The sequence below is a fragment of the Streptomyces sp. NPDC002787 genome (assembly GCF_053592095.1).
This window is the reverse complement of sequence record NZ_JBSFVC010000026.1, coordinates 1-16353: the sequence shown is the minus strand read 5'-3', so window position 1 is coordinate 16353 and position 16353 is coordinate 1. Positions and strand designations below refer to the sequence as shown.

Here is a 16353-nt window from a genome sequence, read left to right as displayed (position 1 = left end):
TCGGCGCGCCGGCCGATCCTCGGCCGGCGCGCGTCTTCCCCGGGAAACGTGATCGAGGCGCTTGTAGTCCGCTTCTAAAAAATCGAACGGTTGGTATGGTTGCAGAGGGTGGCAAGGTCTGAACCAGACGGCTAGGGGGACTGCGTTGGTGGTCTGCTTCCCGTCGAGAAGGTATTTCGTGCAGGTCGGGGGGCGGGCGCTGGGCAGGCGTCGACACGTAGGGCTTAAAAAAACCGATCGGTTGGTTTATTTTTGGTGGCGGGCAGAGGTGACGTCGCCAGGGGGATGTCGATGGAAGCAGGGTTAGGACAGCGTCAGCTGTCGCAGGGGGGCACGGTCATGTGCCCTGACGGTCTCGTCCCGGAGGCCGAATCGGAGCTCTTCGCCTCGTTGCGCCGCAGTGGCCAGCGGCAGAAGGCCGAGCATTACGTGAAAGGGTTGCTCAGTACGTCCGGCCGCAAGACGCTGGGGCAGATCGCGGCGCACCTCGGTGGCCCCGCGGCACAGCAGAGAATGCACCACTTCATCAGCGAGTCCCTGTGGGAGTGGACACCGATCCGGCACGCGCTGGCCCGGCAGGCGCGGCTGTTGCTCGGACACGAGGCCTGGGTCGTCCGGCCCACCGCGATCCCCAAGGCCGGAGCCCACTCGATCGGCGTCGACCTCCAGTACGTTCCGCACCTCGGACGCGCCGTCAACGGCCAGCAGGCGGTCGGGGTGTGGCTGGCTTCGGAGCGGGTCGCCGTACCGGTCGAGTGGCAACTCGTACTGCCGCGGCGATGGCGGGAGGAACCCCTCCGTCGCAGGGCGCGCATTCCCGCCGACGTACGGGCGGACTCCGTGGAGGAGTGCGTCCGCGAGGCGATGGCCCAGGCGGGGCAGGCCGCCGGAGTGCCGAGCCGGCCGGTGATCGCCGATGCCGAGGGAGCGGACGCCGTGGCGATCGCCCGCCGACTGAAGGCCGCAGGGCACCAGTTCGTCGTCCGCACCGATCCGGCGACCCGGCTGGGCGTCGACAGGTCGGTCCTGCCCGCCTACGGTGCGCGCGAGCGCGGCGCCGGAGAACTGGTCGCCCACCTCGGCCGGATGCGCGCCCCGGTCGGCCCGGAGCCGGACCGGCCCGTCGCCTCGGTGATCCCGGTGCAGGCTCCCGCCTCCCCGCACGGCGGCGCGGTGAGAGGCCTGCGCCTCATCGGGGAGTGGTCCGCGCCGGACCGGGGCGCCGACCGGCTGTGGTTGACCAACATCACGGGCATCTCCGTGTCCGCGCTGCTGGGGCTGACACGGCTGAGCGACCTCGTGGCGCGGGACGCCGTGGACATCGGCGACCGCGTCGGGCTCAGGGACTTCGTCGGCCGTTCCTTCTCCGGCTGGCACCGCCACGTCACACTCGCCTCGATCGCCCACTTCGCCACCGTGCTCGCCGCCGAGCCGCCGTCCTGCGCCGCGGCTGCCCGCAGGGCCGCGTGACAGGGTGCCCGGCACGCCACCACCCCGGTGCGTCCGTCGACCACGGGCTCGAACCAGGACCTGACGTCCCCTGGCTCTCCGACCTCCCGCCCCTCCGACCTCCTGGCCCGCCGGTCGGCGTCGCGCACCCCGGGGATCGACTTCCCCGTGACGCCGGCGGGCCGTCCATGAACGCCGCCCCACCACGCCACGAGCATGGTGGGCGACGCACCAACGCGAACGCGAACGCCCGGAAGAGGAGTACGCACTGTGCGGTTGAACCTGATCGGCCCGCTCCAGGTCGTCACTGACGACGGCAGGGAACACACCCCCAACGCGCCGAAGATCGGTCGGATGCTGGCGGTCCTCGCGCTCCAGCCGCGCGAGGCGGTGCCCACCGCCGTACTGATCCAGGAACTGTGGGGGCAGAACCCACCACGCAGCGCGGCCAAGACGCTGCAGACCCACGTCTACCACGCGCGTCGCCTGTTCCAGGAGGAGAGGGTGGCGGCCGACGGCCGGAATCTGCTCGTGGCCAGAACGCCCGGCTACGAGTTCCGGGTCGACGACGACGAGGTGGACGTCAGCAGCTTCGAGCAGTACCTGAGACAGGCACGCCACGAGTCCCGGAGCGGGCACTTGGAGAGGGCCGTCCACCAGGTGAACGCCGCCCTCGCCCTGTGGCGCGGCCCGGTGCTGAGCGGCGTGCCGGTCGGCACCGTGCTCGCCGGCCGGATCGCCCGCGTCGAGGAACTGCGGATCAACGCCCTCGAACTGCGCATCGAGATCGCGGACAGGCTGGGCCGACGGCGCGAGCTGCTGCCCGATCTGCGGGCTCTGGTCGAGGAGTTCCCGCTCCACGAGTGGTTCCACGGGCAGCTCATCTCGACACTGCACCAGGCGGGACGCAGGAGTGAGGCGCTGCGGGCCTACCACGCGCTCTACAGCATCCTCCAGACGGAACTCGGCCTGGAGCCCTCGGCGGAGCTGCGGCGGCTCCAGGCCGAGATCCTCGGCTCCTCGGGGCACGAGGAGCCGTCGGGAGCGTTCCGCCCCGAGGTCCCGGAGACGGCGCGGCGGCGCCTGTCGTCCGTGCCGAGGATGCGTACCACCGCCGTCGCCTGTTTCGGCTGACCGCCCCGGGTGCCGCGGATGCCCCGACGGCCGGTCCGGGACAGCGGCACGTCGGTGGCGGCGACGGATATTCCCGCCGACCACGCAGAAGGTGAACGCCCGTACCGCCAGGCGTTTCGTCACCGGCACATGAACAGGCGGTGACCATCGTGAACCCCGAGGGGGGCTCCCGCCCACAACGGTGTGGCACGGGACAGCGGCATGTGCCCGAGATTTGTGTGATCTTGGACCACGGCCCTGCACGATGGTGACGGATCTTGACGGATTCGGGCGGTTGCCGTGGATCGACCACTCCGCGTCCCGCCCGCGTATCCCGCCTTTACGGGGATGGAGTTGGGCGAGTCATGCAGTTCCGAATGCTGGGTCCGATAGAAGTTGTCGACCATGGCGAGCAGGTGCCCCTCGGCGGCACCAAGCAGCGCGCCACCCTCGGTTTCCTCCTGCTCCAGACGAACAAGGTGGTGGCCACCAGCCACCTCATGAACGCGCTGTGGGGCTACGACGACGTCCCCGCCACGGCACGCAAGATTCTGCAGAACGCGGTCTACGGCCTGCGCAACATCCTTTCGTCCGGTAAGGCCGAGGTGGACCCGGGCGCCGCCGCCCTGCTGACCCAGCCGCCCGGCTACATGATGCGGGTGGACCCCGAACGGGTGGACCTCCAGCTGTTCCACACATGGGTCGCGCAGGGCAGGGAGCAACTGGCGCGTGGCGCCGCGGAGCCCGCCTCCGCGCTCCTGCGCGACGCCCTCGCGCTGTGGCGCGGGCCCGCCCTCGCGGACCTGGTGGAGAGCGGCATCCAGTGGCCCGAACTGGCCACGATCGAGAACACCAGGCTCGACGTCCTGGAGGACTACTTCGACGCGCAGCTCGCCTGCGGCCACCACCACTCCGTCCTCGCCGAACTGGAGCGGATGGTGCAGGCCGAGCCGCTGCGCGAACGGTCGTGCGGTCAGCTCATGCTGGCCCTGTACCGCTGCGGACGACAGGCGGACGCCCTCAACGTCTACAGCCGCGTCCGGGCCGTGCTCGTCGAAAGTCTCGGTCTGGAGCCCGGCCGGGGTCTGCAGCAGCTCCAGCAGGCCATCCTCGTCCAGGACCCGACCCTCTCCCTCGCTCGTCCCGGCCCTCCCGACCCCTTCGCCGTCCGGGCCGAGATCCGCGTCGGCTCCACCGAACCCCCCGCCGCCGCCCCGGTACCCGCGGACTCCCCGGAACCCCGGGAGAGCCGGCCTCCGGAGACCCGGGTCACCCCGGCGGAGGGCATCACGGTGCCGCAGCAGCGCGTGCCCGACCCGGCCGGGCCGGAGCGGCACGCCGACTCCACGCGCCGCACGGTCTCCGCGATGTCCGTACGCGCCCGGCTCGCCCCGACCCGCGCCGACGTGGCCCCCAAGGACGTCGACGCGCTGCTGGAGAGAGCCTGCCACCTGGTCACGGAGCAGGTCGAACGGTTCGGCGGCACGGTGACGGCGTCGATCGGCTCGATGTCGCTCGCCGTCTTCGGACTCGACGGGCCCAGCGACGACGACGCCCGGCAGGCCGTCCTCGCGGCGCTCGCCATCCGCGACCTCCTCGACGTACCCGCCGACGGCGACCCCGAGGCGCCGCGGCTGGCCGTGCAGTGCGCCGTCACCAGCGGAGAGGTACTGCTGCGCCACCGCAGCCACGAGGACACCCCCACCGTCATCGGCAGCGTCCTGGACGAATCACAGGCGCAGCTCTCCGAAGTGCCGGCCGGGCAGGTACGGGTCACCGACTCCGTCCGGCGGACGAGCGAGCACGCCGTGCGCTACCGGCTGCCGGACCCGGCCTCCGGGAGCTGGGAGGCGCTCTGCGCCCGTGACGAGGGGCACGCCGAGGAGAACGGCGCCGAGATGTACGAACAGGACATCCTGCGCGGGCTGGTACGGCGCACCCGGCACCGCGGCGTGCCCCACCTGGTGACGGTGCTCGGGGAGCGCGGCACCGGCAAGACCCGGCTGCTGCGCGACTTCGAACGCTGGGTGAGGGCGCAGAGCGACGCGCCACGTGTCCTGACCGGGCGGATCCCGGCGGCCGGCGAGGACGGCCACCGTCTCCGGCTGGCGGCCCAGATCCTGGCCGCCTACTGCGGCGCGGCTCCGGGGGAGGACGCGACGGCCGCGCTGACCCGTACGGTCCGCGGACTCTTCCCCAGCGACCGGGCCTGCGCCCTCCTGGTCTCCCGGCTCCGCCCGCTCGTGGCCACCGTCGGCATCGGTGTGGACGACCGCTTCGGCGGGCCGCCCGTGACCGAGACCATGAGCGCCTGGGCCCAGCTGTTCCAGCAGGCGGCGTGCCGGGAGCCGCTCGTGCTGTGCATAGACGACCTCCACCGCGCCCCTGACGCGGTACTCGACGCCGTGGAGGAACTGGCGAAGACGGCCGGGTCGGGTCCCCTGTGCGTGGTCGTCGGAGCCGGCCCGGAACTCCTGCTGCGAAGGCCGGGCTGGGCCGGGGGCAAGAACCACGCCACGACGGTCACCCTGGACCGTCCCGAGCGGGTCACCAACGAGCAACTCGTACGACTGCTGCTGTCGGCCAGCGGAAACGAGGACGCCCGGACCCTCACGTGAGGAACGCGTGCTCCGCGACCGGACTCACCAGCGGGTAACCGGGCACCCATCATTTCCGGAATTCAGCAGATGGTCGCCGCATGACCGCCCGCTGGAACACCCGGAAGAGGATATCGGCACGGTCCGCCGGTGAACGCGCATTCCGCGCTGAAAAGGAGCTGGACATGAATCCCGAATTGACCGTCCTGGAGCTCGCCGAGCCGTATCTGCGCGGCCTGCTGACCTCGGCCGGCCTCGATGTCGAGTACGTGCGGGGCGAAGGCAACACGCTCTACCGCCTCGACGCGAAGGGCCAGGAGACCCCCGTCCTCGACTACGCCGGCGGCTACGGCTCGCTGATCTTCGGACACAACAACCCCGAGATCGTGGCCCGGGCCGGGGAGCTGCTGGACGGGAACGTGCCGGTGCACGCGCAGTTCTCCTTCCACCCCTACGCCAACCGCCTCGCGGCCGAGCTCAACCGGATCGTCAACCGGGAACTCGGCACCGACGAGCCGTACTACGCCACCTTCGCCAACAGCGGAGCGGAGGCTGTCGAGGCGGCGGTCAAGCACGCCGAGCTCGACCGCGTGCTGCGTGTGAGCGAGACCCTGGAGGAGCTCGCGGCCGGGGTGGAGCGGGCCCGCGCCGCCGTGGACGACGGCTCCGCGACCGTCCCCGACGCCGTGTACGCGCAGCTGTCGACCGAGCGCCCGGCCGGCGACCCGCTGGCACCGGTGATCGCCGAGATCACCCGCAGGAACGAGGAACGCGCGGCGAAGGCCCCGGTCTTCCTCGCGCTCGAGGGCGGCTTCCACGGAAAGCTGATGGGCAGCGTCCAGCTCACCCACAACGAGGCCTACCGCACCCCGTTCGCGGCGCTGGGTGTCCGGGCCAGGTTCGTGCCGCGGGGCAGTCGCGAGGCGCTCGACGAGGTGCTCGCCGAGGAACGCGGCGTGCTGCTGGGCCTCACCGTCGAGGACGGGGAGGTCCGCGTCGTGGAGCGCGAACACCCCGTCCTCTGCGCCTTCCTGCTGGAGCCGATCCAGGGCGAGGGCGGCATCCGGCCGCTGTCCGACGACGACGCCCGGATCATCCAGGAGTTCGCCGACGCCACCGGCTGCCCGCTCGTCCTCGACGAGATCCAGAGCGGTCTCGGCCGCACCGGCAGCTTCCTCGCCAGCTCTCAGATGGGCCTGCGAGGCGACTACTACACGCTCGCCAAATCCCTGGGCGGCGGCCTGGCCAAGGCGTCCGTGATGCTCGTGCGGCAGACGCGCTACCGCGCGCAGTTCGAGCTGGTGCACAGCTCGACGTTCGCCAAGGACGCCTTCTCCTGCCACCTCGCGCTCAAGGTCCTCGAGATGCTGGAGCGGGACGGCGGCCGGGCCTACCGGCAGGCCACCGAGCGCGGCGCCGCGCTGCGGGCGACCCTGGAGAAGGTCCGCACCGCCTTCCCGGACGTGGTCAAGGAGGTCCGGGGCCGGGGCCTGATGCTCGGGTTCGCGTTCCACGACCAGTCGGCGGCCGAGCACCCGGCGATCCGCGAGGCGGCCGGCGGCGGACTCTTCGGCTACGTCATCGCCGGGCACCTGCTGAACCGGCACTCCATCCGGACGTTCCCCACCGCCAGCGCCGTCGACACGCTGCGCTTCGAGCCGTCGGTGCTGCTCACCGACGAGGAGATCGGACGGCTGGAGGAGGCCCTCACCGACGTGTGCGTCATCCTCCGGGAGCAGGCCGGGGAACGACTGGTGCTGTCGTCCTCCTGAGCCCACCCGCACCGCTCCTCTCCCGATCCGGCGGCGGCACCCCCACCGCCCCGGACACGCTGCCCGGCCCGTGCTCGTCCACGGGCCGGGCAGCGTGCTGTCCGGGGCGGGGAAGCCGTGCCGCGTGACGTCGATTCTCGGCAATTACCGGGCCATGGCCGGGCATTGGCGAAGGAATTCCGTCACGTACGTAGTGTCGGCTTATCGGGATCGCGTCACATTCCCGCCGCGAGATGCGTGGACAGCCGGGCCCGACGAAATGCGTGAAACGCGCCACGAGACGCGGTACGGGTCTGCGCCATGGGAATTCGGTTTATGGAAGGGCAGCGGAAGTTCATGATGAATGAGCATGCTCCGGCGATCGACAGTCACCCCGGGGACAACGAGCCGATCGCTGTCGTCGGACTTGCCTGCCGGCTGCCGGGAGCCGACGGCCCCGCCGCCTTCTGGGAGCTGCTCGGCGGTACCAGCGCGATCACGGACGTGCCGGAGGACCGGTGGGGGGCGGGGGAGCCGTCCGCCGTCCGGCGCGGCGGATTCCTCGACGGCGTTGCCGACTTCGACGCCTCGTTCTTCGCGGTCTCCCCACGTGAGGCCGCCGCGATGGACCCCCAGCAGCGACTCGTCCTCGAACTGGTCTGGGAAGCGCTCGAGGACGCGGGCATCCTGCCCGCCTCCCTGCGCTCGACACCCACCTCGGTGTTCGTCGGCACGCTCCGGGACGACTACACCAACCTGCTCTACCAGCGCGGCACCGACGCCATCGGCCAGCACACCATGACCGGCGTCAACCGCGGCGTCATCGCCAACCGCGTCTCGTACCACCTCGGACTGCACGGCCCGAGCCTGACCGTGGACGCCGCCCAGTCGTCCTCCCTGGTCGCCGTGCACCTGGCCTGCGAGAGTCTGCGCAGCGGCGAGTCCACCACCGCGATCGCCGCCGGCGTCAACCTCAACCTCCTCGCCGAGAACACCGTCACCGAGCAGCGGTTCGGCGCCCTGTCGCCCGACGGCGTCACCTACACCTTCGACGCCCGCGCCAACGGCTTCGTGCCCGGCGAGGGAGGCGGCGTCGTCCTCCTCAAGCCGCTGCGGCAGGCGGTCGCCGACGGCAACCGGGTCTACGGCGTCATCCGGGGCAGCGCGGTCAACAACGACGGAGCCACGGACGGACTCACCGTGCCGAGCCGGCACGCCCAGGAGCAGGTCCTGCGCACCGCCTACCGGCGTGCGGAGATCGCCGCCGGTGCCGTGCAGTACGTGGAACTGCACGGCACCGGCACCCCCGTCGGCGACCCCGTCGAGGCCGCCGCGCTCGGCGCCGTGCTCGGCGCCGGGCGCCCCGAGCACGAGCCGCTGCGGGTCGGGTCGGTCAAGACCAACATCGGTCACCTGGAAGGCGCGGCGGGCATCGCCGGGCTGATCAAGACGCTTCTCGCCCTGCACCACCGCCGGCTTCCCCCCAGCCTCAACTTCGAGACGCCGAACCCCGCGATCCCGCTGGCGGACCTCCGGCTCGCCGTGCAGCGCGAACCGGCCCCGTGGCCCCACCCGGACCGCCCGCTGGTGGCCGGCGTCAGCTCCTTCGGCATGGGCGGCACCAACTGCCACGTCGTGCTCGCCGAAGCACCGGCCACCGCGGACGCCGACGCCCCCGAGGACGAGCGGCCCGCCGCAACGTCCGCCGTGCTGCCCTGGGTAGTCTCCGCCGCCGGTGACACCGCGCTGCGCGCCCAGGCCGGGCGCCTGCACGCCCACGTGACCGCGACCGAGCCGTCCCCCCGGGACGTAGGCTGGTCCCTGGCCACGTCCCGCACCGTCTTCCGGTACCGGGCCGTGGTCCTCGCCCCCGACCTGGCGGGCCTGCTCGACGGCACCGCCGCCCTCGCCGAGGGCCGCCCGGCGGCCGACGTGGTCACCGGGGCCGTCGCGGACGGCCGCACGGCCGTCCTGTTCACCGGCCAGGGCGCCCAGCGCATCGGCATGGGGCAGGAGCTCCACGCTGCGTTCCCCGCCTACGCGGCCGCCTTCGACGAGGTCGTCGCGGCCCTCGATCCGCACCTGCCCCGACCCCTCGCGCAGATCGTCACCACCGGCGAGGGACTGGACGAGACGGCCTGGGCGCAGCCCGCGCTGTTCGCCGTCGAGGTCGCCCTGTACCGGCTGCTCGAATCCCTCGGGGTACGGCCCGACTACGTGGCCGGGCACTCCGTCGGCGAACTCGCCGCCGCCCACGTCGCCGGTGTGCTCGATCTCGCGGACGCGGCCCAACTGGTCGCGGCCCGTGGCCGTCTCATGCAGGAGGCCCGCGGCGACGGCGCGATGATCTCCGTACAGGCCGGCGAGGAGGAGGTCGCGGCCGAACTCGCCGGACTGGCGGGGCAGGCAGCCGTCGCGGCCGTCAACTCACCCACCTCGACCGTGATATCGGGCGACGCCGATGTCGTGGGGGAGGTCGCGCGACGACTGCGCGAGCGCGGCCGCAGGACCAGAGCGCTCACCGTCAGCCACGCCTTCCACTCGCCGCACATGGACGGCGTGCTCGACGACTTCCGCCGGGTCGCGGAGCGCCTCACCTACCGCCCGGCGCGCATCCCCGTCGTCTCCAACGTCACCGGCGACCTCGCCACCGACGAGGAACTCTCCTCGCCCGACTACTGGGTCCGCCAGATCCGCCGGGCCGTCCGCTTCGCCGACTCCGTGCGCCGCCTGGAGGCCGAGGGCGTCACCACGCTGATCGAGGCCGGTCCCGACAGCGTCCTGTCCGCCCTCGCCGAGGACACCGTCGAGGACCCCGGCGCCGTCGTGGCCGTGGGGACGCTGCGCCGCGGGCGGCGCGAGACGCAGACACTGCTCACCGCACTCGCCACCGCCTTCACCCGGGGCACCGACGTCGACTGGGCCGCGCTGACCGGCGGACCCGGGGTCCGCCGCGTCGACCTCCCCACCTACGCCTTCCAGCGCAGGCGTCACTGGTTCGACGGACCGGCCCGCACGGGCACCGCGCCCGCCGACGGCCCGGACGCCGAGGTGTACGAGGACGGCACACGGCAGGAGGCGGCCTCCGCACAGCCGCGCGGCGCTCTGGGCGCACGCCTGGCAGGACTGTCCGGCACCGCCCGCGGGCAGGCCGTCGCCGCGCTGGTCGACGAGCACATCGCCGCCGTCCTCGGCCACACGGACGGCGAGGCCGTCGACGCGCTCACCCCCTTCCAGGAGCTGGGCTTCAGCTCCCTCATGACCACCGAACTCCGCTCGGCGCTGGCCCGGGCGACCGGACTGCGCCTGCCCACGAGCCTCCTGTTCGACCACCCCACGCCCCGCAGGCTGGCCCGCTTCATCGAGGCCGAACTGCTCGGTGACGGCGGGGAGACCGCCGACCCGGGCACCGTGGCCGAGGACGGCGAGCCGATCGCCATCATCGGCATGGCCTGCCGCTACCCCGGCGGAGTCTCCTCACCGGAGAGCCTGTGGCGACTGGTCGCCGAGGGCACCGACGCCGTCTCCGCCTTCCCCGACGGCCGCGGCTGGTCCGGCGACCTGTACGACCCCGACCCGGACCGGCAGGGCACCAGCTCCGTCCGGCACGGCGGATTCCTGCACGACGCAGGCGAGTTCGACGCCGCCTTCTTCGGCATCTCACCGCGCGAGGCCCTCGCCATGGACCCCCAGCAGCGGCTCCTGCTGGAGACGTCCTGGGAGGCCGTCGAACGCGCCGGGGTCCTGCCCGCCTCACTGCACGGCACCCGGACCGGCGTCTTCGTGGGCGCCACGTCGCTGGAGTACGGACCGCGCATGCAGGACGCGCCGCGCAACGTACAGGGCAACGTGCTGACCGGCTCCACCGCCAGCGTCATGTCGGGCCGCATCGCCTACCAGCTCGGCCTCGTCGGCCCCGCCGTCACCGTGGACACCGCCTGCTCCTCCTCCCTCACCGCCCTGCACCTTGCCGTCCGCTCGCTGCGGTCCGGCGAGACCAACCTCGCCCTGGCCGGCGGCGCCGCGGTGATGTCGTCGCCCGGCATGTTCGTGGAGTTCTCCCGGCAGCGGGGCCTGGCCCCCGACGGCCGCTGCAAGTCGTTCGCCGACGGCGCCGACGGCACGGGCTGGGGCGAGGGCGTCGGCATGCTCCTCGTGGAGCGGCTCTCCGACGCCCGCCGTAACGGCCACCGGGTCCTCGCCGTCGTCCGCGGCTCCGCGATCAACCAGGACGGCGCCAGCAACGGCCTCACCGCACCCAGCGGCCTCGCACAGCAGCGCGTCATCCGCGAGGCCCTCGCCGACGCGCGACTGACCGCCGCGGACGTCGACGCCGTCGAGGCGCACGGCACCGGCACCAAGCTCGGCGACCCCATCGAGGCCGAGGCGATCCTCGCCACGTACGGCAGCGACCGCGACGGCGCGGAGCCCGTGTACCTAGGCTCGCTGAAGTCCAACATCGGACACGCGCAGGCCGCGGCCGGAGTCGGCGGCGTGATCAAGATGGTCCAGGCGATGCGGCACGCCATGCTGCCCCGGACCCTGCACGTCGACCGGCCCTCGCCGCACGTCGAGTGGTCCACGGGAGCCGTGGAACTCCTCGTCGAGCCCCGCGACTGGCCCACCGTCACCCGCCCGAGGCGCGCAGCCGTGTCCTCCTTCGGCATCAGCGGCACCAACGCCCACGTGATCCTCGAACACGACCCCACCGAGGCCACGCCGATGCCTCCCGCCGGCCCCGGCGGCACGCGCGCCGACACCGGTACCGCGGGCCTGCCCGCGCCCTGGCTGCTGTCCGGCCGCGACGAGAAGGCGTTGCGCGCCCAGGCCGCCCGGCTGCGCGACAGCGTCACCGGGGTCGGCGTGTCCGACGACGCCGGCACCGCCTCGGTGGGCCACGCCCTCGCCACCCGCCGCACCTCCTTCGAGGAACGGGCCGCCGTCTTCGGCGCCACCGTGGCCGACCGGCTCGCCGCACTGGAGGCACTGGCCGACGGCACCCCCTTCGGGGACATCCCGGACGCCGTGACCGGCAGCGCCGCCGGCGCCGGCCGCACCGCGTTCCTCTTCACCGGCCAGGGCGCCCAGCGGCTCGGCATGGGACGGGAACTGTACGCGGCCTCACCGGTCTACGCCGCCGCGTTCGACGCCGTGTGCGCGGCGTTCGCCGGAAAACTGGAGCGTCCGCTGCGCGAGGTCGTCCTCGCCGACCCGGACGGCCCGGACGCAGACTTGATCCACCGGACCAGCTTCACCCAGCCCGCACTGTTCGCCACCGAGATCGCGCTGTTCCGGTTGCTGGCCCACCACGGGACCACTCCCGACCTGGTCGCCGGTCACTCCATCGGCGAACTCGCCGCCGCCCACGCCGCGGGCGTGCTCGCGCTCGACGACGCCGCGACCCTCGTCGCCGCCCGTGCCCGGCTGATGCAGTCCGCCCGCCCCGGCGGCGCCATGATCGCCGTACAGGCCACGGAGGACGAGATCCTGCGGGCCCTCCAGGGCCATGAGCACGCCGTGAGCATCGCCGCCGTCAACGGCCCCCGCTCGGTGGTGATCTCCGGTGACGCGGACGCCGCCGAAGCGGTCGCCGACGCCCTGCGGGCCGAGGGCCGCAAGACCAGCCGACTGAAGGTGAGCCACGCCTTCCACTCGCCGCACATGGACGACGTCCTCGACGAGTTTCGCGCGATCGCGGCGGGCCTGGGCTTCCGGGCCCCCGACATCCCCCTGGTGTCCACGGTGACCGGTGCACTCGCCACCGCCGACGAACTCGCCTCGCCCGACTACTGGTCCGGACAGATCCGCGCCACCGTCCGCTTCCACGACGCCGTACGGGAACTGGATCGCCAGGGCGCCACCGTCCTGGTGGAGGTCGGTCCCGACGCCGTCCTCACCGCCCTGGCACAGGAGGCCCTCGCCGAGACCGCCACCACCTGCGTCACACTGCTGCGGCCGGGCCGCCCCGAGACCGACACGTTCGCCCGTGGCCTCGCCCGCGCCCACACGGCCGGCGCCCCCCTGGACGGCGGGTCCCTCCACCCGCCCGGCACCGCAGTGTTCGAACCGCCGACGTACGCCTTCCAGCGCGAGCACTACTGGCTCGCCCCCGAGGCACCCGTCGACGCGCGGGTGCTCGGCCTGGACACCGCCGACCACCCGCTGCTCGCCACCGTGGTCGCACTGGCGGAGAACGACGGCACCGTCCTCACCAGCCGGCTGTCCCTGCGCGACCACCCCTGGCTCGCCGACCACGCCATCACGGGTACCGTCCTGCTGCCCGCCACGGCCTTCCTCGAACTGGCCGTCGCCGCGGGCGGCCACGTCGGTACCCCCCGGGTCGACGAACTCACCCTCGAAGTACCCCTCGTCGTACCGGAGGGCCTGTCGGTCCGCGTCCAGGTCGCCGTCGGCGCGCCCGACCCCGCCGGGGCCCGGCCGTTCACCGTCCACGCCGGCCCGGACACCGCCGCGGACGACACACGCCGGTGGACCCGGCACGCCTCCGGCACTCTCGCCCCGCCGGCCCCCGCGGCGACCGGCGAGGACCTGACCAACTGGCCGCCCGACGGTGCCCGGCCCGAACCGCTCGCCGACGCCTACGACCGCCTCGCCGCTCTCGGCTACGACTACGGCCCCGCCTTCCAGGGCCTCACCGCGGCCTGGCGCGACGGGGACGACCTCTACGCGGAGATACGCCTGCCCGAAGGCCCCGCCGAAGCGGCGGAACACTACGGCCTGCACCCCGCGCTCCTTGACGCCGCCCTGCACCCCCTGGTCCTCGCGGCGGCCGACGGCACCGACCACGACAGCATCCGGCTGCCCTTCGCCTGGTCCGGCGTCACCCTGCACGCCGTCGGCGCCGCCGACCTGCGCGTCCGGATCAGCCCGCACGGCACCGACACCTACCGGATGACCCTGGCCTCCGCCACCGGCGCCCCCGTGGCCGAGATCGAGTCCCTCACCCTGCGCCCCGTCGACCGGCGGAAGCTCGCCGCGACGGGCCGCACCACGGCGGCCGACACGCTCTACGCCCTCACGTGGCCGGCCCTCGTCGCGCCCCAGGACGACACCCCCGCCCCGGAGCCCGCCTTCGTCGAGGCGCGGGACGGTCTCGCCGACGTGACGACGGCCGACGTCGTCGTCGTACGGCAGTACGGGGCGCACGGCAGCACCGCGGCGGACGGCCGGCACACGTCGACCCTGCGGGTGCTGCGTCTGGTCCAGGAGTTCCTGGCCGACGAGCGGTTCGCCGCGGCCCGCCTCGCCGTCCTGACGTCGGGCGCGGTCGGCGCCCTGCCCGGCGAGGACGTCACCGACCTCGACGCGGCCCCCGTCTGGGGCCTGCTCCGCTCGGTGCAGACCGAACACCCGGACCGAGTGGTCCTGGTCGACCTCGACGCCGCCGCCGCGGACACCGAGACCGGCACCGCCGGGCTGCTCACCGCCGCACTCGCCACGGGAGAGCCGCAACTCGCGCTGCGCGGTGGGACGTTCCACGCACCCCGGCTGGCCGTCACAGAAACCGTCCGAGCCGACGGCGCCGAGTCCGGGTTCGCACCCGACGGCACCGTCCTCGTCACCGGCGGCACCGGAGGGCTCGGCGCCCTCTTCGCCCGCCACCTGGTGACCGAACACGGCGCCCGGCACCTGCTGCTGGTCAGCCGCCGCGGCCCCGACGCGCCCGGTGCGGCCGAACTCGTCGCCGACCTCACCGCACAGGGCGCCGCCGTCCGCGTCGAGGCCGCCGACATCGCCGACCGCGAGGCCGTCGCCGCGCTCCTCGAGTCGGTGCCCGGCGACCACCCGCTCACCGCGGTGGTGCACACCGCCGGCGTCCTCGACGACGCGACCGCCCTGTCGCTGACCCCGGAACGCCTGCACACCGTGCTCGGCCCCAAGGCGGACGCCGCCCGGCACCTGCACGAACTGACCGGCGGGCTCGGCCTGCGCGCGTTCGTCCTGTTCTCCTCGGTGTCCGGCCTCGTCGGCACCGCCGGCCAGAGCAACTACGCGGCCGCCAACGCCTACCTCGACGCGCTGGCACAGCACCGCCGCGCCCAGGGCCTGCCCGCCACCTCCCTCGCCTGGGGCCTGTGGGACGCCACGCACGGCATGGGTGCCACGCTGACGGCCGCCGAGATCGCCCGCTGGGAGCGGGCCGGGATGCCGCCCCTCACCGTCGAACAGGGACTCGCCCTCTTCGACCGGGCCCTGACCTCGGACGCCCCGCTGCTGGCCCCCGTATCGCTGCGGCTGTCCGGGGCCGGTGCCGCCGAGCCGCATCCGCTCCTCCAGGGCCTCGTCCCCGCCCGCCTCCGCCGCGTCGCCCGGGCCTCCGGTCCGGACGCCGCCGGGGAGTCCTCCTGGGCCCGGCAGATCGCCGCGCTCCCCGAGGACAAGCGGAAGGAGACCGTGCTCGACCTGGTGCGCACCAAGGTCGCCGCGGTGCTCGGCCACTCCGGAGCAGGCGCCGTCGCCCCCGACCGTGCCTTCAACGACATGGGCTTCGACTCCATGAGCGGCGTGGAACTGCGCAACGAACTGTCCCGGGCCACCGGTCTGCGGCTACCCACCACCCTGGTCTTCGATCACCCCGCCCCGGCCCCGCTTGCCGCCTACCTGCTCGGCCGCGCCGTCGAGAAGGAGGCACCGGCCGTGGCCACCCGGCGCACGACCAGGGCGGACGAGCCGATCGCGATCGTGGGGATGGCGTGTCGTTATCCGGGTGGGGTGGCGTCGCCGGAGGATCTGTGGCGGTTGGTGGCTGGTGGTGTGGATGCGGTGAGTGGGTTCCCGTCGAATCGGGGGTGGGATCTGGAGGGGTTGTTCGATCCGGATCCGGGGCGTGCGGGGACGAGTTATGTGCGTCATGGTGGGTTTTTGCATGATGCGGATCTGTTCGATCCGGAGTTCTTCGGGATGTCGCCGAGGGAGGCGACGGCGGCGGATCCGCAGCAGCGGTTGTTGTTGGAGACGGCGTGGGAGACCTTCGAGGACGCCGGCATCGACCCGACCTCGCTTCGCGGCACAGCGACCGGCGTCTTCACCGGTGCCATGTACGACGACTACGCGGCCCGCGTGGTCGCGCGGGCCGGCGAGTACGAGGGCTTCCTCCTCGCGGGCAACCTCTCCAGCGTCATCTCCGGCCGGATCGCGTACTCGTTCGGTCTGGAGGGTCCCGCCGTCACGGTGGACACTGCCTGCTCGTCGTCGTTGGTGGCGTTGCACTTGGCTGCGGGTGCGTTGCGCGGTGGTGAGTGTGATCTGGCGTTGGCGGGTGGGGTGACGGTGATGTCGCAGCCGACGACGTTCGTGGAGTTTTCGCGGCAGCGTGGGTTGTCTCCGGATGGTCGGTGCAAGGCGTTTGCGGCGGGTGCGGATGGTACGGGGTGGTCCGAGGGTGTGGGGCTGCTGTTGGTGGAGCGGTTGTCGGATGCGCG

Annotated in this window: 5 protein-coding genes; all 5 read left to right on the top strand. The window is 73.1% G+C overall.

Going from position 1 to position 16353, the window contains the following annotated elements:
* The first annotated feature begins 291 nt into the window (after window positions 1-291).
* Window positions 292-1470, top strand: a complete 1179-nt coding sequence (locus ACWD26_RS31565) for an IS701 family transposase (protein WP_451275371.1) — start codon at window positions 292-294, stop codon at window positions 1468-1470.
* A gap of 249 nt (window positions 1471-1719) precedes the next feature.
* Complete coding sequence (locus ACWD26_RS31560; RefSeq protein ID WP_451275370.1) at window positions 1720-2583, top strand: AfsR/SARP family transcriptional regulator; 864 nt, start codon at window positions 1720-1722, stop codon at window positions 2581-2583.
* 344 nt (window positions 2584-2927) lie between these two features.
* The gene (locus ACWD26_RS31555; protein ID WP_451275369.1) at window positions 2928-5180 is read left to right on the top strand and encodes a BTAD domain-containing putative transcriptional regulator; all 2253 of its coding nucleotides are present in this window, start codon (window positions 2928-2930) and stop codon (window positions 5178-5180) included.
* A gap of 164 nt (window positions 5181-5344) precedes the next feature.
* Complete coding sequence (locus ACWD26_RS31550; RefSeq protein WP_451275368.1) at window positions 5345-6931, top strand: aspartate aminotransferase family protein; 1587 nt, start codon at window positions 5345-5347, stop codon at window positions 6929-6931.
* A gap of 336 nt (window positions 6932-7267) precedes the next feature.
* Window positions 7268-16353, top strand: a 9086-nt coding sequence (locus ACWD26_RS31545) for a type I polyketide synthase (RefSeq protein WP_451275367.1), incomplete at its 3' end; no start/stop codon positions are given.